The sequence below is a fragment of the Candidatus Dojkabacteria bacterium genome (assembly GCA_030583845.1).
GTDB lineage: Bacteria > Patescibacteriota > Dojkabacteria > SC72 > JAHDCA01.
In genome coordinates this window covers 839891-856738 of sequence record CP129478.1, presented here as the reverse complement: position 1 = coordinate 856738, position 16848 = coordinate 839891, and the positions used below count along the sequence as shown (strand labels likewise).

Annotated in this window: 17 protein-coding genes; 9 read left to right on the top strand and 8 right to left on the bottom strand. The window is 44.5% G+C overall.

Features of this window, described 5'->3' with window-relative positions; translation table 11 throughout:
* Nucleotides 1-10 precede the first annotated feature (10 nt).
* The 3 genes from QY318_03950 to QY318_03940 all read left to right on the top strand — a co-directional run bounded on the left by QY318_03950 (nucleotide 11) and on the right by QY318_03940 (nucleotide 3366).
* The gene (locus tag QY318_03950) at nucleotides 11-952 is read left to right on the top strand and encodes a permease-like cell division protein FtsX (protein ID WKZ30971.1); all 942 of its coding nucleotides are present in this window, start codon (nucleotides 11-13) and stop codon (nucleotides 950-952) included.
* 6 nt (nucleotides 953-958) lie between these two features.
* Nucleotides 959-2332, top strand: a complete 1374-nt coding sequence (locus QY318_03945; protein ID WKZ30970.1) for a hypothetical protein — start codon at nucleotides 959-961, stop codon at nucleotides 2330-2332.
* A gap of 149 nt (nucleotides 2333-2481) precedes the next feature.
* A complete protein-coding gene (locus QY318_03940) occupies nucleotides 2482-3366 on the top strand; it encodes a SurA N-terminal domain-containing protein (protein ID WKZ30969.1) in 885 nt (294 codons plus the stop codon).
* Nucleotides 3367-3437: 71 nt separating this feature from the next.
* Here the strand turns inward: QY318_03940 and raiA are convergent, their stop codons facing one another.
* The 4 genes from raiA to QY318_03920 all read right to left on the bottom strand — a co-directional run bounded on the left by raiA (nucleotide 3438) and on the right by QY318_03920 (nucleotide 6334).
* A complete protein-coding gene (gene raiA, locus QY318_03935; GenBank protein ID WKZ30968.1) occupies nucleotides 3438-3851 on the bottom strand; it encodes a ribosome-associated translation inhibitor RaiA in 414 nt (137 codons plus the stop codon).
* A gap of 75 nt (nucleotides 3852-3926) precedes the next feature.
* Nucleotides 3927-4820 carry a hypothetical protein gene (locus tag QY318_03930; GenBank protein WKZ30967.1) on the bottom strand — a complete coding sequence of 298 codons (894 nt, stop codon included), beginning with the start codon at nucleotides 4818-4820 and terminating at the stop codon, nucleotides 3927-3929.
* 34 nt (nucleotides 4821-4854) lie between these two features.
* Nucleotides 4855-5664: an AmmeMemoRadiSam system protein B gene (gene amrB, locus QY318_03925; protein ID WKZ30966.1), complete on the bottom strand. Its 810-nt coding sequence runs from the start codon at nucleotides 5662-5664 to the stop codon at nucleotides 4855-4857.
* Between the two features lie 88 nt (nucleotides 5665-5752).
* Complete coding sequence (locus tag QY318_03920) at nucleotides 5753-6334, bottom strand: glutaredoxin domain-containing protein (GenBank protein ID WKZ30965.1); 582 nt, start codon at nucleotides 6332-6334, stop codon at nucleotides 5753-5755.
* Between the two features lie 585 nt (nucleotides 6335-6919).
* On the opposite strand from QY318_03920, the gene QY318_03915 reads away from it, so the two are divergent.
* The 4 genes from QY318_03915 (at nucleotide 6920) to QY318_03900 (ending at nucleotide 9772) form a co-directional block, all read left to right on the top strand.
* Nucleotides 6920-7390 carry a hypothetical protein gene (locus tag QY318_03915; protein WKZ30964.1) on the top strand — a complete coding sequence of 157 codons (471 nt, stop codon included), beginning with the start codon at nucleotides 6920-6922 and terminating at the stop codon, nucleotides 7388-7390.
* 34 nt (nucleotides 7391-7424) lie between these two features.
* Complete coding sequence (locus tag QY318_03910; protein ID WKZ30963.1) at nucleotides 7425-7700, top strand: hypothetical protein; 276 nt, start codon at nucleotides 7425-7427, stop codon at nucleotides 7698-7700.
* A gap of 99 nt (nucleotides 7701-7799) precedes the next feature.
* Nucleotides 7800-9020: an MFS transporter gene (locus QY318_03905; protein ID WKZ30962.1), complete on the top strand. Its 1221-nt coding sequence runs from the start codon at nucleotides 7800-7802 to the stop codon at nucleotides 9018-9020.
* Between the two features lie 17 nt (nucleotides 9021-9037).
* On the top strand, nucleotides 9038-9772 hold the full coding sequence (locus tag QY318_03900) for an alanine--tRNA ligase-related protein (GenBank protein ID WKZ30961.1): 735 nt from the start codon (nucleotides 9038-9040) through the stop codon (nucleotides 9770-9772).
* A 2-nt stretch (nucleotides 9773-9774) separates the two neighbouring features.
* Here the strand turns inward: QY318_03900 and QY318_03895 are convergent, their stop codons facing one another.
* Genes QY318_03895 through QY318_03885 form a run of 3 tightly spaced genes read right to left on the bottom strand, consistent with a single transcriptional unit; the run spans nucleotide 9775 to nucleotide 11868 of the window.
* Nucleotides 9775-10683: a hypothetical protein gene (locus QY318_03895; GenBank protein ID WKZ30960.1), complete on the bottom strand. Its 909-nt coding sequence runs from the start codon at nucleotides 10681-10683 to the stop codon at nucleotides 9775-9777.
* 54 nt (nucleotides 10684-10737) lie between these two features.
* A complete protein-coding gene (locus QY318_03890) occupies nucleotides 10738-11544 on the bottom strand; it encodes a hypothetical protein (GenBank protein WKZ30959.1) in 807 nt (268 codons plus the stop codon).
* Between the two features lie 39 nt (nucleotides 11545-11583).
* Nucleotides 11584-11868: a helix-turn-helix domain-containing protein gene (locus tag QY318_03885; GenBank protein ID WKZ30958.1), complete on the bottom strand. Its 285-nt coding sequence runs from the start codon at nucleotides 11866-11868 to the stop codon at nucleotides 11584-11586.
* A 388-nt stretch (nucleotides 11869-12256) separates the two neighbouring features.
* On the opposite strand from QY318_03885, the gene QY318_03880 reads away from it, so the two are divergent.
* The gene (locus tag QY318_03880; GenBank protein WKZ30957.1) at nucleotides 12257-15142 is read left to right on the top strand and encodes an insulinase family protein; all 2886 of its coding nucleotides are present in this window, start codon (nucleotides 12257-12259) and stop codon (nucleotides 15140-15142) included.
* A gap of 37 nt (nucleotides 15143-15179) precedes the next feature.
* Nucleotides 15180-15782, top strand: a complete 603-nt coding sequence (locus tag QY318_03875) for a hypothetical protein (GenBank protein ID WKZ30956.1) — start codon at nucleotides 15180-15182, stop codon at nucleotides 15780-15782.
* A gap of 57 nt (nucleotides 15783-15839) precedes the next feature.
* Here the strand turns inward: QY318_03875 and QY318_03870 are convergent, their stop codons facing one another.
* Entirely contained in the window at nucleotides 15840-16826 is a 987-nt protein-coding gene (locus tag QY318_03870) for a YvcK family protein (protein WKZ30955.1), read from the bottom strand.
* Nucleotides 16827-16848: the final 22 nt, after the last annotated feature.

Sequence of the window (16848 nt, the reverse complement as noted above, 5' to 3'; positions counted from 1 at the left end):
CTGCTCGATCATGTCGAACAAACTCTCTACTACATTTAAGAATACAAAGAACAATATCCTAAGAAATAAATGGCTCTCGATGGCCACAATTCTTGTTACTACAATTGTCTTTGCCAGTGCAGCAATCTTCACCATTGCTGCGCTACTTGCACGAAGAGCAGTGGATGTGACCGAGAAAGAGGCTCAGATGCAGATCTATTTTGTATTAGACGCTCCCGAATCAGAAATCTTTGCCGTCGAGGAGCTTGTCAAAAGCGCAGGACAGATCGAAAAGATTGAGTATATCGATCAGCAGAAGGCTCTCAAGTACTATATCAGCTACTATTCAGAGGAAGAGGATCTGACAGAGGGTGTTGACTCAGAGTGGCTTCCAGCCAGCCTCACTGTGCGGGCAGAGACATTAACCGACTTGGACAATATTACAGCGGTAATCAAAGAAGAAAGCAAAACAAACCCTTATATTGACGATGTTCTTTATCATGAAGATGTCGTAAACCAGCTCAAAATGATCTCTAAGGCAATCACAGTGGGTGGACTCGCCGTAATTGGGTTGTTTACATTTATCACACTTGCGCTGGTGATTATCACAGTCTCATTCAATATCACTGCTCATAAGAGCGAGATTCAGATCATGCACCTTGTGGGAAGCTCAGACTCATATGTGAAGACTCCATTTATTTTAGAGGGTGTATTTGCGACTGTTGTAGGCGCATTTATAGCAGCCTCCCTTATCATCATTCCGTGGTATCTCTTTATGTACACGGCTGAGGGAAGCAACTTTTATTTCGTCATCACAGATACGTTGAGTTACCTCTCTCTCCAAGGGCTAGGGCAGTTTAACCTTATATTCGTCTTAATTTTCTATGGTATACTGATTTTGATAGGTGGGATCATTGGTTTCATAAGCAGCTACATTGCTACGGCCAAGTATCTTAAGCTAAAAGAGAAATAAATAATCATGAGTCTCAGGCTAACCATCGGATCATCTACTATCTCCACTATTTTCAAAGCGATATTTGTGCTCATACTGATTGTCGGATATGCAGCCGCAATCTCGGGTGGGCACACATTCATTAATAAAGCCTCCGCATACGAGACAACATGTCCCCCAGAGATGGATGAGTTTGAATGTATTGATTTCCTACAGCAGCAGATTGCGATGATCGGACAAGAAAGAAGCGCGCTTAATTCCAAGCTTTCAAAAGAAAACTACGATCAGCTCAGCTTGAGCGGCAAGATCGCCTACTACAATAATAAAGTAGCTGCTACAGAGAAAAGCATAGAGGCGATGGAGGCTGATATTCAGAAGAACAACCTGGAGCTTCAGATCTTGGATCGGGATATAAGAGAGCTAGGAGAGAGCATTAATACAGCGTCACAAGAGGTAAACAAGCTCCAAAATAGCATAAAGAAGCGTGTCAGATTCTCATACAAATACTCCTCTTACTCCCCTGTTGAAATTATTTTCTCTACCCCCAATTTAGACGACATATCGCGAAAGCTTAAGTATCTCCAATACACAAAGGAGAAAGATAAAGAGATGCTAGAGGGAATGAGTGAGCAGATTGCTATATTGACGGAGAAAAAAGAAGTGCTGGCTAATAAAGAGGTCGAGCTAGAGGAGAAGCGAGATGAGATTGAGCTTAAGAAAATCTCCCTGAGCGAAGAACGCAACAACCTGAACGCTGAAAAGACTACACAACAAGGACTACTTGCTGAATCTCGATTGCGGGAGGAGCAGTATCTCGCAAGCTTGTCTGAACTCCAAGGTCTTGCAGATGGTATTACAAGGAGGGTAACCCAATTGATTTTAGAGGCTTACCAGTCGGGACAGCTTCCAGCCAATACACCTGTCGAGCAGGGAGACATAGTTGGCTTTCAAGGGCACACAGGGTTCGCCTACGGCTCGCACCTACACTTTGAATACTCACGACACCCTTTCCAACAGGGCAGACTTAACGGTGGGGTCTTATACCAGCCAGTCACGAGTGGGACATTGAGGGCACCGCTAGATGGAGGAGTCTTGACTCAAGGCTTCCATCTCTCACTTCAGAACTGGTACTCAATTGATTTACAAAGTCGCACATATGGCGACCAAAGCGGGGCCACTTATACTGTCCAGCCGGGCCAAGTATGCTGTTTCGGCACATGTGTTCCTGCGACCAATTCAAGCGGTAATCCTATACATTACAATATGAGGGGTGAGGGAGCCCCTGTACGAGCAGTCAAGGCGGGAATGTTCACAGGGGTAAGGGTAGATATGTGTGGTGGGAAATATGCTATCGTCGACCATGGTGGAGGCGACCTCTCACTTTACCTGCACTTGAGATAGTTTTTCCTGATATTGTATTACCCTAGTAGAGTCAGTTCTACTCGAGGCTAACGCTTTATTAAGGGAAAGTATTGACATGCTTTAAGACAGTGCAGCTTTCTGTTACACTGTCCCGAGAGTTTTAAATTATTTTTATCAATCCGTTTAAAATGGCAGAGAAAAGCAGTCGAAAGAGCCCAGCACGAAGAGCGCGATCTAGATCAAGCAGCAGTGCCGCAGCTTCAAAAGAGAAAGTGGAAGTAGCCGCTTCAAAGCCGAAAAAGGCAACTACTAAGCCAGATACAGCTGCAAAAGCAGGCATGTCATCAGTTACATCATCTGTGAGCAATCGATTCTCAAAGGTGAACAAGAGAATGGTCATATCAATCGCGGGATGGACACTTCTACTTGTTCTCTCATTTGTGATGATTGATTACTTTGTGCAGTACCTCAACAAGGGATATAGCGCAGGAGTGATCTATGGAGAAGGCTATACAGCTAGAGTTTCCAAAGAGGAGATGTATACAAGACTTGAAGAGCAGTTTGGCGTAAAAATGACAGAGAAACTCCTAGAGGAGGAGATCGTCAATCGAGCAGCCAAAGAGAAAGGTGTATCAGTCTCTGACGATGAAGTAGACGAAGTCGTAGAGAAGGCTAAAGAGGAATTGGGTGGTGAGGAGGCTTACCTCAGCGCACTCGAGGCATATAGCTGGACTGACGCAGTTTTCAGACAGCAGACTCATTATGATCTATTGAAGAAGAAGCTTCTTGTTGAAGATCCTTCAGATGAAGAACTAATGGCATACTTTGAGCAATATAAGCAGGTATACTTCACGGAAGAAACTTCATATGAAGATGTCGACAAGGAGCAGCTTAATGAGCTGTACCGAAACCAGAAGCTTAGCGACAGCTTTAACGACTGGTATGAGGCAGAGCTAGCCAAGGTAACTGTAAAGAATAACTATGCTGAGGATACAGATGTCAGCTATGGGGTTCTAAAGACTACAAGAGATATTTTGGGCTCGATCTGGGAAGAGTTCCAGAACAGAAGCTAAAATAGCTTATCTAGGTAATCACCCCGCTATCCTTCGCTAAAGCTACGGATAGCGGGGTTCTGTTTTATAAGCTATTCGACACCAGCATATTCATCATCGTCGTCAACATCAGCCTTCATCGCTTCTGCAGCTGCTTCTGCTTCTAACACCCTCCAAGGTGTCGAGCCTTCACTCTTCTTCTGTTTATCGTTATTTTTCTGCAACACTCTGAAAAGCTTATCCGTTGCCTCATCAACTAACGCATACATGTCGCTTCCAGCTGCTTCTACATGGACTCTATTTCCAGGGACATCAACATTGATATCTAGCTGAAAGTCCTTATCAACACCCTTTGCATGCACATTCTCGGTCAGATGCACTTCTGCCATGGTCATTTTCTCTAAGAGATGCTCACTCTTATGCTTTAATATCTTCTCATTTAGGTACTCTTTGAGGGCGTCCGACGGCTCCATATTGTTAAATGTAATCTTGATGCGATCGTCCATGGTGTGAAAATATTAAAATTTAGCTTCCTTACCTTATAGGGTACACCATGGTAGAGTGTGAATCAAAATTGCTCTTTACACTACCTTAACATCAATTCCCTCGGCACGAGCTGCTTCACATATCTGACGAAGTTTTTCATCCGACGTGACAGGCTTATCCAGCACGCGGTACTCTGGCAAGAATCGCCTAAGCTGCCACGACACCTTCTTGTCCAGTGATTTAATGACTTTTATGAAGAGCTTTATATCATGCATGGTGTCATTTTCTCCAGGAATAAAATAGGTTGAGAGCTCTAGATGAGCGATTGACTTGAAGCTACGCTCTATGTTCGATGTTATGATTTCTAGGTTGGCTTTAAGATGCTTTTTCATGAAAAAGGATTGGAGCGAGTCGAGCTGATACACAATATAACTGAGCTGTGTGGTCATTTCCCTGCAGACCATTTCCGAGAAATAGCCATGCGTGATCACTCCAACTTTTAATTCCTTATCTTTAGCTACTTCTGAGACATCCGAGACATAGTCCCAACAGCTTGTGGGTTCAAACCCCATAAAGAAGATATTGCGAACGTTGGATGCATGAGCGTACTCGACTAGCGCTTCTGGTGAGTAGTAGCTGCCAATTGATGCGACTTTCTTATTTGCAGCTGCCCTACCCCATTCCTGTTGCGCTACAGTGGCATATTGCGACGTGCCCCACTGCTGGTCATAGGTAATGCGAAGATTGTTTCCTATCATGGTTACGGCTATACACTCTTCATCATGGTGGTTAATGAGAAATTCACGAAGCTTTAATTTCTTTATCAGCACAATCTGCCCATAGTTGAGCTGCATTAACTTTCCGCCCTGATTAAGTCTCACACCCGATGAATCGACCTCGCCATCTTTAACAATTTCATTAAATGGGTCAACCAGCGAAATTATTTCGCCACCTTCAGCATTCTTGTAATATCGAGATTTCTTAACCATACCGGATTATACACAGAGAGCCGGCTTGGCTCTATCAGTAGAAGCCAATCGCAACATAGCCGGAGGTTTTGCTGTCATTTTTGACAAACTCAGATGAGTTTTTATACATCAATAGCTCCGCTTTCCATACTTTCAGCCTAGCAATCTCGACGAGAGTGGCTATTGAATTTATAGAGAACGCCTTAAATGAGTCGTGCAAGATAGCATCGACATCGAGCTTCAGTATCGAATCAATCGCTCGCTTGTCTATATCCTTAGCGTAGTCTGCTGGATATCCGTGCGAAAGCTCGCTGCTGCATATGATCAAATCATCAGGGTCAATAAATTTGACCAAGCTATTTGCTGCAAGCCTCGGGCTACCCTTGCCAATAATCAGTGGTAAGAATCTAAACTCTTCACCCCACAGATACTGCAGCACAGGAAGATGCACCTCGATTGCATGCTCGCCGTCGAATGGATCATTGTCTTGCTGTATAAGGTTTTGAGCCGCTGAATCATCCGAGCCGGCGATCTGATTCCGCCTATGTGATTCCTCAACATAGCCCAAAGGCGTCTCCCACCTGCTAAAGTCAGACATTATGACGCCTTCTGCTTGATGGAAATGTGTGCCTGACATCACAAATACCTCATCTATCTCTCTTTCAAGCAGCTTGGCATATCCTGCACCCATCACCACGCCACACTGCTTATAGCTGGAGTGTGGAAGTATAAATGCCTTGAATCTCCGGCTATCAATGATATCTTCAGCTGAAGGGTCGAGCATATCTGCTATTGAGCCCTCAAGTTCGGCCGGATCCAAAGGGTAAAATTGTCCTGCAACGGCCGCAAAACGTGTTCTTTCCATATACATGTTTAACACATATTTATGGAAATTTCACGAATCGGGTCGAGCAAGTAGAAGCCCACAACGTATCGAAGCCTGCTAAGACTTACTATTTCTTGCTAGCAGCTGAATACACTCCGTAGCCGACGATGAACATCAGTACAACTCCTCCTAACACTAGGAATACGCTGTCACCCAACCCACCACTAGGCGAATCAGATGTAGTAGTATCCTCTCCATTATCAGGAGCTGTGTATGGGATACCGTTGTACTGGCTCAAGATCTGGATAATTGGCTCGTCACCGGTCGCGTAGGTCTCATCACCGTTCTCATCTTCATAAACCATAAACGGCCATCCTTGATCACTTGTAGGCACATTAAATTTCTCCCATTCAGCTTGAAGCGCATCCATATTCTCCTGGTTATTCTTTAGCTCCACATATTCTACCTGGTCCTGTATCCCCTGCTCTTCAACAAATGCTTCAACTCTCTGGCAGTGAGGGCAATCTTCATGTACGTAGATAAGGAAGGTCTGCTCTGGCAATCCACCGTTCTCGACTTCAGTTGCAGCACTTTCATCGGTCGTCTCAACGTCAAGTGTTTCTTCTGTATCTTGTGCGAAAACAGTAGTAACGCTAAATAGTGCTACAAACGCTGTCACAAAAAGGGCGGCTAGGTATTTTCTGAACATTACTGATGTAAGAAATATATTAGATTGGTTTAACTATTTTACTTTATACAGGGTGATCTTTAAAGCCCATATTAAGGTCGCCAAATTTTAGATGGAGTGCCAAGGTAGTGCTGTTTTAGCGGGCTTGTTGCACATTTTAACCTGTGAAAGTATAATGTCCTGTTCATTATTCTGCGGTAGCTCAATGGTAGAGCAACTGGCTGTTCATTAACACGTGTGTGGGTTTTGAGAGAAATCCACGCAGGTTTACGGCAGCTTTAGCGCGAAAGCGCTAGATGTATAACAAGGTGAATTGCGGGAACCCTAACCCTCGTCTACTCGACGGTAGACATGATAAGAGGTAATGGAAATCCGCAGCCTAGCCCAACTTCAGGCAACTGAAAGGGAAGGTTCAGAGACTAGAGCGATGCTCGTACTGCTCGTAGTTTTACTACGTGTGGGAAGTGCCTTGCGCCTAATGCTAATAGCAATGGCGATGAGATAGTCCACGCCTCATAGAAATATGAGGAGTACGTGTAACCAGTGGGTTGAAGGTTCGAATCCTTCCCGCAGAGCCAATGACACCCTCATAAATATTGAACCGGAATGCAAGACAACATCGAAAAATTTGAGGCCGTAAGAGATCAAATTTTGGATGTAATTGACCAATTCCCCCGCGAACAACGAGAGACCCTTATATTCGATAAATGGAGTCTTAAAGACATTGTCTCGCACCTCAACCACTGGATGGAGCATGATCTGGAATGCTTGGACTCACTAAAAGACGGAACCGAGCCTTTCTGGCATCCGGATATAGACCAATTTAACCTGGAAGGCATTAGCGCTCGCAAGGATTGGACTTGGGATAAGGTCTACAATGAGTTTGTACAGCTCAGTAAACAGCTACTGCAAACCTATCGCACATTCCCCGTGGAGTTGTGGGATAAACCGATCTGGGAAGGACGAGATCTTACACCCTTAAAATTTCTCACAGACGACATCTGGCACTTAGAAGCGGAGCATCTTGGCGATATGAAAGAGAAGCTTGCTTTAGCCGTAGGGTCTGAAACCTATTAGTTCTAACATTGCCACCAGTATAGTACAATCTGTTATGAGCCAAGAAGAGCTTGAAAAAATAAATATTCAGATAGCTACTCTCCAAAGAAGCAAAAACATCCTGGCTACAGAAGCAATCCAGGTAAACACAGCGGTAATGATTGGTATCTACCTGGTTAACTCCTATGTTACTTCAAACCAGCTTAAAGATATCTTGATACTGTTAGGAGGGCTTTTTGGTATAGTTTTTTCGCTATATGTAGTTCAAAAGAATGTTAGAAAACAGAGAAAGGTTAGAGAGTTGAAGAAGAAACTAGATATCACCTACTAGTTTCGCTTCAAAATAGAAAACAAATTTCCCGAATTGTTCGAAACGACTATTTCAAAGACACATTTATTGCTATACTCCGCTATCCCGACCATACAACAAATGGACCACACAACCGGATTAAAACGAAACGTCACCGTCTACTACATCAGCAACGCGTTAAGCGGACTCCTCTTCACCATCCCAGTATGGGTTGCATTCCACCAGCAGTATCTCGATTACTCTCAGCTTGCCTTTATTGCCGGACTTTCATACTTCGTTACGCTTATTCTTGAGCTGCCAACTGGTGCGTTAGCCGACCTCATCGGCAGGAAGAGAACTATCATCATTGGACAGGTACTAATAGGAGTCTTCCGAATCTTTCTAGGGTTCTCTTTTGCACCTTGGATGTTCTATGTCGCCTGGCTTGGGGAGGCAGCCGGGAATGCATTCGTATCTGGTGCGGATAAGGCACTGCTGTATGATTCATTAAAAGAGTGCGGAGACGAGAAGAAGTTCCCAGGCATTGTGGCCAAAAGCTCTTTGGTGAGGCGGGCCCTCATGGTCGCTGCCGTACTTAGCGGAGGCTATTTGTATCAATATTTTGAGGGACTACCATTCATCTTGCGGGGCTTGGCTTACATGGTTATGGCCATTGTGTCGGTCTTCTTGATTGAGCCAGATGTCGAGAGCTACAAATTCACATTAAAGAATTATACCCGCCAAGCCAAAAAGGGATTCATACATCTGCTGAGAACTCCATACTTGAAAAGCCTTACAGCATACTACACAGTCGTGGTTGGAATAATCTGGGTCTGCCAGGACTATTTCGTAAATACATTTGCAAAAGATTCGGGATACACTGAAAAGGAGCAGAGCTGGGTTTTTGCTTCGCTATACTTGATTAGCACACTTGTCGTGCTCTTTTTGACACGAAATGAGAGCAAGATTATGAACAAAAAACTTCTCTATGTATCGATGGCGGCAATACTTATTGTGTCGCTCGTTCCCGGCTACTATGCGAGCAAATTGGTGGTGTATTTCTTAATTTTTGGTCTAAATCTCACGAGTGCGATGCAAAGGGCGCTACTTGATAACTACGTAAACGAGGAGCTTGAGTCTAAATATAGGGCAACTGCGATGTCTGGACTGAATCTGCTTGTGAGCGGTGTATATATGGCAGTGTTGTTTATTAGTGGGCCATTCCAGGATGAATATAGCAATCGTTTTGTGTGGAGTGCACTTGGTATAGCAGCAGTGCTGTTACTGGTGCCACTGACGACATTATTACTAAGTCGGCTGAAAGCAAAGGAAGAAGCTGACCGTGATATAATCACAAGATAACCTAGAGAATTACCATAATGTCCCCAACCACCCTACTCTACATGGAAGATTCATATCTGTTGCAGCAAAAGGCCAAGATTATTGGCATGGATAAGAGTGAGGATGGTAGAGACCTACTTTTCCTCGATCATACAGTATTCTACCCTCAGGGTGGCGGCTCACCATATGACCAGGGATGGATCAGCTCTGACAATGGCAAATTCGATGTAGAGGAGGTGAGATTCAAAGATGGGTTGGTACACCATATCGGGAAATACAGCTCCGGAAGCTTCACTGTGGGCGAGCAGGTTAATCTGCTGGTAGATGAGCAGCGCAGATTGATTATTAACAAGCTGCAAAGCGCAGGACATCTCATCGATATTGCAATGCGAAACGTGGGTTATGCCCACTTTAGGCCAACCAAAGGGTTTCACTTTCCTGAGGGTGCGAGTGTTGAGTACGAAGGGACGATAGAGCCTGAAGAGCGTGAGGCTGTGAAGGTGAAGCTACAGGAGGAGCTTGATAAAATGATTGCAAGCGGTTATGAGGTTAAAACCAGGATGGCGAATGCGAATGAGCTGCCAAATTTATGCTATGTGACTCCGTCTGCTCTGCCAGAAGGTAAGCCGATCAGGATTGTGGCTGTTTGGGATGATCTATTCATGCCTTGTGGAGCGCCACATGTGAAGAATATTAGTGAGCTTGTGGGTTTGAGGGTGACGAAGGTGAAGTGTAAGGGTGGGAGTACGAAGGTGAGTTATGAAATTGAGTAAGCTTATCCAACCTTTTTGAACGGTTTTGTCGTAGATTCAGGAAGCTGTCTAAATCTCCAATTCTTGAGTAATCCACCAGAATAGCTAGCAAAAATATTTGTAGGATCCAAATAACCAGGATTTTCTGTTGGAGCACCTGGCCGAACAGACACTCTGAATCCTGCAAAATAATCCCTTACCTGCATTATATTTGCTGTCGGCAAGAAAAGGTGATCTACTCCAAGCTCCATTATCTGTCTTTGAAGTGACCCGTCAAATATATTGCCTTCAAATGATATTACCGTATTTTCTGTGTACGGTATCTGGCTCAGCGTTGCGAGTCTGTATTCCTCAGTTGTTTTTGGATGCATCCTCAACACCTTCCCAAGTGAGCTATCGCTCACAGTTGCACATATTAAGTACCCACAAGACATTGCTGCTTGACGGCATAAAAATGCCTCCAGCGTCGATATATATTGTTGCTTATAGAAAAGTAGCAGGCCAACCTTCCGTGACTGTGAACGCTCGTACATGCTACGCCTAACAAAACGTTCCATATCCCACTTCTCTCGATGTGGTTCATAAATATCAATCACCTCGTCATCCAATATATACGGGTTGACTAATGCTTGCCCTTCCCTTTCTGTGAGAAGCCCTAAGCCAATTGCTGCCTGTAGTATGAATTCCCTCCGTGCCACAGCTGCATGAGTACCAGGAGAAAGCTTGCCTGTCAAAGGATGTGCAATTTCATCAGTAATATTCAGAAGCTCAGCAATGAGCACCCTTCTCGCTGCTCCAGCCTCTCGTGAGTCAGCTTTTGTTATAAATTCAAACGGCGAGCCAAGGCACCCATTAGGGTCTTCAGTCTCCTGTCTCGTAAGATATCCAGTGTCACCTCTCCATAGCGGCGTTTGTTGTTTCCCAGGTTTCATGCGAGTATATCGCAGATCTGCCAAAATACTGTCAGTAGGTGACCACCACCGTCGTTATTTGGAAATGACGAACAAGACTTCACTCTCCATTAATACCTCTTCTACAGCCCACTCTTCCCCCGATGTGACAGCTGAGATAAGCGTCCGATAATTATCGACCATCCCCTTCTCTTTTCCGCCAATCGACTTAGTTGGAAAGGTCACCACTATATACTTCGCCTTTAGCTGTTTTAAAATCTCTCCACCGCTACCTTTTACCTGATGCTCCAAAAGCGGCAACAACTTAAACAGGAAAACAACATCAGCCTCAAGCAGCTCGTCGCACAAAATATCACCTTGAATCGCCTTCGCACGCTCCTCTAGGCCTAATTTCATGAAAATTCTGTTCTGAAAATCTGCCAGCTCACTATCAACGTCAACTCCTGTGTATTTAACACTTTGCCCGAATGCCTCCTGCATCCAAGGATATGTAAGTGCGTTCATTCCTGCCCCATACTCAACGATACTCTCTATCTTGGCGTCAATGCTCTCGGCTATTTTAAGATAGATTTCATTAACTACTGGGATTCGCTCTTCGGTAGATGTTTGCAGCCTCAGAAGTGGTAGCAAAACATCCTTCGCCTCAGCTCCGGAGGTTATGTCGGCCTCTACCTGCTCTAAAACTTTCATGAAATTCGGTCGCTTAATGTAGGCGCCCCACAGCTGGTGGAGCCTCTTGCGAGTTTCATTATCAAGCTTTTTCTCAGGATAGCGTGTTGCGAGCTCCTCAACAGTGCGCCTGATTGTGGGCTCATAGAGGTAACGATATTTTTTTGATGAGAGAACTGAAGATACCACTTTATCTAGTACAAGGCTGTCCATGGCGTCAGTGTAAAAATTGATTTGAGCTCAAAACTAGGCTTACTCCATGCGATCCAAGATATATCTCAACCTATCTGCCACTGTCGTTGACTCATAGTAGTAGGTTGTTTCGCCATTCTCACGATTTTCATTAACCAGGTACACCTGCTCTAGCTCTTCAAGGAGTCCACGAGCCCGTGATTCAGAAGTGTTTGCCTCATCTGCAAGCTCTTTCAGCGTAACTTCTCCACCCTTTTGCCTCAGATAATCCAACATTACAAGAGACTCAGCCTCTGTTAAGGACTGAAAAATATTCGCATATCTTTGTGCTGTTGATCTTGTCATCCCCCGAATAATGAAAATTTATCCATCTCTATTATACCGCAGGTCAGCCTTGAAGTGCTCAGACCCGTTCGGGTCTGAGCGGATAACAAAAGTGCGCTTTCAAAGCGTACTTTTCAGGAAATTTTGACATTAAGAATTCTGAGGCAACATTAAACGAAGCGAAAACTCCAATACATGAGCATCTTATAACCAACAACCTCTATAAAAGAAAAGCACCCAAAGGGATCAGGTTGGGTGCTATCTAATAAATATATCGGCGGTGGGTGCAACTACTTACACAAAGCTTACAAATTACTACTACAGGACATCATGCAGCAAAATCTGCCTTTATTATCTGATAAAATAGGGAGTGCCCAATTAAGACAGCTAAACTAAAAATACCTTTTTAATGAAAGATAATGAACATTACACTATCCTAAAGACTGAAGAGGTAAAAGAAGTTGGGCTTAAGAGTACACTACTCGAGCATAAGAAGACAGGCGCACAGATCCTGCTGCTGAAAAACGATGACACCAATAAACTATTCTCGATCAATTTCAGAACGATACCGCAAGATTCCACTGGAGTTGCGCATATTCTTGAGCACTCAGTTTTAGGTGGCTCGGAGAAATACCCCGTAAAAGATCCATTTATCCAGATGGCTAGGACTTCATTAAATACCTACATTAATGCTTGGACTTTTCCGGACAAAACGCTTTACCCAGTTTCAAGCGAAAATGATGAGGACTTGCACAATCTTATCTCGGTTTATATGGACGCGGTATTCCACCCACTTATCACCGAAGAGACATTAAAACAGGAGGGCTGGCATTATGAATTTAATGATAAAAACGAGCTGATCTACAAAGGTGTTGTATTTAATGAAATGAAGGGAGGCATGTCAAATGTGGACAGTGTAGTCGACAAAGCGGTGAACAAAACCCTCTTCCCTGGTACAACATATGCCAACAACTCAGGCGGTGAGCCAGAAAATATTCCCGACCTCACATATGAAAATTTCATTAAATTCCACAAAAAGTATTATCATCCTACAAACGCCAAGATCGTCCTATACGGAAACATGGATTTTGAAAGAGAGCTACAGTTCATCGACGAGTGTCTCTCCCATTTTGAGAAAGATGAGAGCGTGCTCGAGCAGATAAAAACCGCAAAAGCATTCGACAGACCGATTCAAGCAAAAATGCCCTACCCCGTTCAAGACGAGAAAGAAACTGATCATCATGCCGTATACAGTTGGGTCTTAAGCAAGCCAACAAGCGCCGAGCGTATGGCACTGGAAATATTAGTGTACATGCTGCTTGAGACCGACTCATCTGAGCTTCGCCATAGAATCTTAGCAGAGACGTCGTGCAAAGAGATCGTACCTACGGGATTGGAGCAAGATATTCATCAGCCATATTTTTTTGTCTATCTGAAAGGCTTAGGTGAAAAAGATTTCGAAAAGGCTGACCTTATAATCAATGAAGAGCTCACAAAACTAGCCAAGAGTATCGATCCACAGCTTGCATTGGCAGCCACCAACCGAGTCGAGTTCCGCAGGAGGGAAGCAGTTTACCGAGGGGACTCTCGAGCGTTAAGCTTCTTACACCTAACCTCAACGCTATGGAACTACGACCTGGATCCGTTGGATGGGATAAGATTTGCAGATGACATAAGAGCAATCCGAGAGAATCCAGGCATTATATCAGAGGTTATCCAGAAACAGCTGCTAGACAATAATCACAAAGCCAGTATAGACCTCTACCCTGATGCCACTTACCAGTCTTCAAGGCAGCAAAAAGAAGATGAGAAATTAGCAAAGCTTCAGAAGGAGCTCACAAATGAAGAGCTGGATAAAATTAAAAACGAGGCCGAGCAGCTAAAGCAGCTCCAAGAAAAACAGGATACAGCAGAAGATCTTGAAAAACTCCCAATGCTGAAGGTCAGCGACCTGCCTACAACTGTTAGTGAGATTGAGAAAGAGGTGATAACAGAAGGCGACAGCTACACACTGCTTTTCCACCCGCAACATACAAATGGCATTGTGACGACCAATATATTTTTCGAAATGAATCAGCTTGATAAAGTCGAGCTCCAATACGCGGCGCTTCTAACGCTACTCATGAGCCGAATTGATACAGAGCGCTATACATACAAAGAGCTCTCAAATGAGTTAGACACATACCTGGGCAGCATAAATTTCACAGCCTCTGCCTACGCTCATGTAGATAGTGGCGAGCTTATTACAAAGATGGCGTTGAGCATGAGCTACCTGCCGGAGAATGACTCTAGAGCAGCAGAGCTAGCGAAAGAGATCTTGTTGAACACCCAGTTTAATGACCAGGAGCGAATCATGCAGATAGTGAAGGAATCAGCGCAGTCGCTTGAAGATTCACTTGTGGAGTCAGGACATCTCTATTCGTATATGAGATCTTCGGCAATGCTTAGTGGCCTGCACGCCAAAAACGAGCTGATGAGTGGAATCAGCTTATTGCAGTTCTTGAAGGGTATAGAAGAGAGTAAAAATTTTGAGGCTATCTCGCAGCAGCTCGAAAGTGTCCATACAAAGATCATAAGCGCATCAGGTAAGTTGCTCAGCACCTCAACGGAGGCGAAATACAAGGTCAGGAGTGTGAAGCAGCTAGAGACATTGGCTGCCAGCCTACCATCTGAGCAATTTAAGGTCGCAGACCAGAAACAGTTCCTTCTCGCACAAGAAAACGAGGCCTTCGTGCTGCCGACAAATGTAAACTATGTCTCAATCTCGGTGCCAGTTGCTTATCTAAAGTCGTACACCGGCTCACAGCTTGCTATCAACATACTAGCCCGCAACCAATATCTGTGGGAAGAGATCCGCCAAAAAGGTGGAGCCTACGGATGCATCATCAGGTATAACTCTGGCGCTCCAGTAATCAGCCTTGCCTCCTACCGCGACCCAAACATACAGAACAGCATCGAGGTGTACAAGAGAATCTCTGAATACTACAAGAAAACAGCAATCGCACAAAAAGATCTTGACGGCTCAATAATCAGCGGTTATGCAGACCTTGAGCCATATATCGAGCCTCTGGAAAGAGGCCTCATTTCCACACTTCGCCACCTACGAGGATCAACTGTTGAGTATCGCCAACGTTTGTTAGATGAATTGCTAGCAACAGATGAAAAGTCGTTTAAGCGATTCGGAGAGCTATTTGAGCAGGGTTACAAGCAGTGTCACCCAATTTCAATCATCGGCAACGAAGAGAAAATCAAAGAGGTTGCCAAGAAGTACGATATTAAGATAAAAAGTATATAGTAAAGTTCCTTATCTTACTTGAACTGAGGCCAGTGCAATGCAGAGACATCTTACGATTAATATATTGAATAGGCAGATCCGCTATCTTACGGCCAGTGATACATTTATCTGGAGTACAGTATTGGCAAATAACTTCCTAATCGCACTATATGTAGAAGAGAAGCTTGGTGTGGAGGCAATCAAGGTGATCGCAATTGGTGCGATGATAACATTCTTCGTACGATCTATCTGCCAAACACCTGTGGCGAAGTATCTCGACAAAGACAGAAGGATGTCTGATGAGATCTACGCAATAATGACTGGCGGCTTGCTTATTGTGGCCGCATACCTGCTCTTCCCTTACCTGTCTGAGGCGTGGCACTACTATGTGCTGCAGCTAATGATCGGTCTAGGCATAGCTATTAACCTACCAGCATGGAGGAAGACCTTTGCAGCTTCACTCGATGAAGGGAAAGAGGCTGTAGAGTATGCTGTGTATGATTCTCTGCTAACAGCGTTCACCGCTGTATTTATCGCCGTGATAGGACTAATAGTTTACCAGACATTGAATTTTAACTATCTTTTCTATGTCTCGGCCGCGATGGCGGTTTTCGGCTCACTGGTTGTGCTGCCGCTGAGGCGATTTAGGAAAATGAGCTAATCCGACCCCCGACCACTTGCCCGACCCACTTGCGAAGCAAGTGGTCGGGTGGTCGGGTTAGCGGCCCTCTTTCATGAGCTTGTACAGCTCCCAGCCGAGCCTGTCGCTGTCATGCCTCACCATGCTTCTCACCAGATCATCACCCTTATCTCTCTCGAAGATCTCATCGGCAATAAGATCGGCTCGGATAATCTTGCCTACAGAGTCATCAAGATCATCTTCGAGCAGATGCTCGCCGTGCTCTTTATAGTAGCTAATGACACGATCGGGGATGCTTTCTGAGTTGACCAACAGGTAGTCGAATTTGCACTTACAATATTTGCCAAATGTTGCGACAATTTCGGACTGCTTCATACCCTTAGTCTGGCCCACCTTGCTCATGATATTTGTAATCAGGATTTTCTTCCCCTTCGACTTGCATATGGCATCAACAATCCCATCTACAATTATATTGGCTAAAGTGGTTGTATAAAGATCCCCTGGACCCACTATTATGAAGTCTGCCTCTTGGATTGCCTTCACAGCGTCTGGGTTGGCCTCAGACTTTGGCTCCATCCAAAACTCCACAAGCTTAACACCATCAGCTATTTCAGGCTCATCAATCAGGTGCTCACCTTTAATCTGCGACCCATCAGAAAACTTTGCAAATAATCGCGAGTCAGAATATGTCACAGGTATAACATTATGTTTAACTCTAAATATCTCACAGATATACTCCAACGCCTCTTTCTCGGAGCCATTGATTGAATTAGCCGCAATCATCATAAGATTGCCCAATGTATGTCCCCTTAACCCATCCCCTTCTGCAAATCTGTATGTAAAAAGCTCACGCAACTTGTCGTTATTTGGTAGCTCTGAGAGCGAGATTATCGACTTTCGCAGATCGCTCATAGGAAGGAGACCGAACTCGTCGCGAATTACAGCGTTACTACCACCATCGTCGGCCATGCTGACTATTACATTTAGGTCTAGATCGGGGTATTTCTTGAGGCCGTTGAGGACAGCGGAGCTTCCTGTGCCTCCACCGATGATTGTGATTTTCATGGTGGGATTATACACCTAAATC

Coding starts and splice junctions, on each gene's coding strand:
- QY318_03900 (WKZ30961.1), top strand. CDS start 9,038: ATGTCCCCAACCACCCTACTCTACATGGAAGATTCATATCTGTTGCAG.
- QY318_03885 (WKZ30958.1), bottom strand. CDS start 11,868: ATGACAAGATCAACAGCACAAAGATATGCGAATATTTTTCAGTCCTTA.
- raiA (WKZ30968.1), bottom strand. CDS start 3,851: ATGGACGATCGCATCAAGATTACATTTAACAATATGGAGCCGTCGGAC.
- QY318_03875 (WKZ30956.1), top strand. CDS start 15,180: ATGCAGAGACATCTTACGATTAATATATTGAATAGGCAGATCCGCTAT.
- QY318_03870 (WKZ30955.1), bottom strand. CDS start 16,826: ATGAAAATCACAATCATCGGTGGAGGCACAGGAAGCTCCGCTGTCCTC.
- QY318_03945 (WKZ30970.1), top strand. CDS start 959: ATGAGTCTCAGGCTAACCATCGGATCATCTACTATCTCCACTATTTTC.
- amrB (WKZ30966.1), bottom strand. CDS start 5,664: ATGGAAAGAACACGTTTTGCGGCCGTTGCAGGACAATTTTACCCTTTG.
- QY318_03940 (WKZ30969.1), top strand. CDS start 2,482: ATGGCAGAGAAAAGCAGTCGAAAGAGCCCAGCACGAAGAGCGCGATCT.
- QY318_03930 (WKZ30967.1), bottom strand. CDS start 4,820: ATGGTTAAGAAATCTCGATATTACAAGAATGCTGAAGGTGGCGAAATA.
- QY318_03950 (WKZ30971.1), top strand. CDS start 11: ATGTCGAACAAACTCTCTACTACATTTAAGAATACAAAGAACAATATC.
- QY318_03890 (WKZ30959.1), bottom strand. CDS start 11,544: ATGGACAGCCTTGTACTAGATAAAGTGGTATCTTCAGTTCTCTCATCA.
- QY318_03915 (WKZ30964.1), top strand. CDS start 6,920: ATGCAAGACAACATCGAAAAATTTGAGGCCGTAAGAGATCAAATTTTG.
- QY318_03895 (WKZ30960.1), bottom strand. CDS start 10,683: ATGAAACCTGGGAAACAACAAACGCCGCTATGGAGAGGTGACACTGGA.
- QY318_03880 (WKZ30957.1), top strand. CDS start 12,257: ATGAAAGATAATGAACATTACACTATCCTAAAGACTGAAGAGGTAAAA.
- QY318_03905 (WKZ30962.1), top strand. CDS start 7,800: ATGGACCACACAACCGGATTAAAACGAAACGTCACCGTCTACTACATC.
- QY318_03910 (WKZ30963.1), top strand. CDS start 7,425: ATGAGCCAAGAAGAGCTTGAAAAAATAAATATTCAGATAGCTACTCTC.
- QY318_03920 (WKZ30965.1), bottom strand. CDS start 6,334: ATGTTCAGAAAATACCTAGCCGCCCTTTTTGTGACAGCGTTTGTAGCA.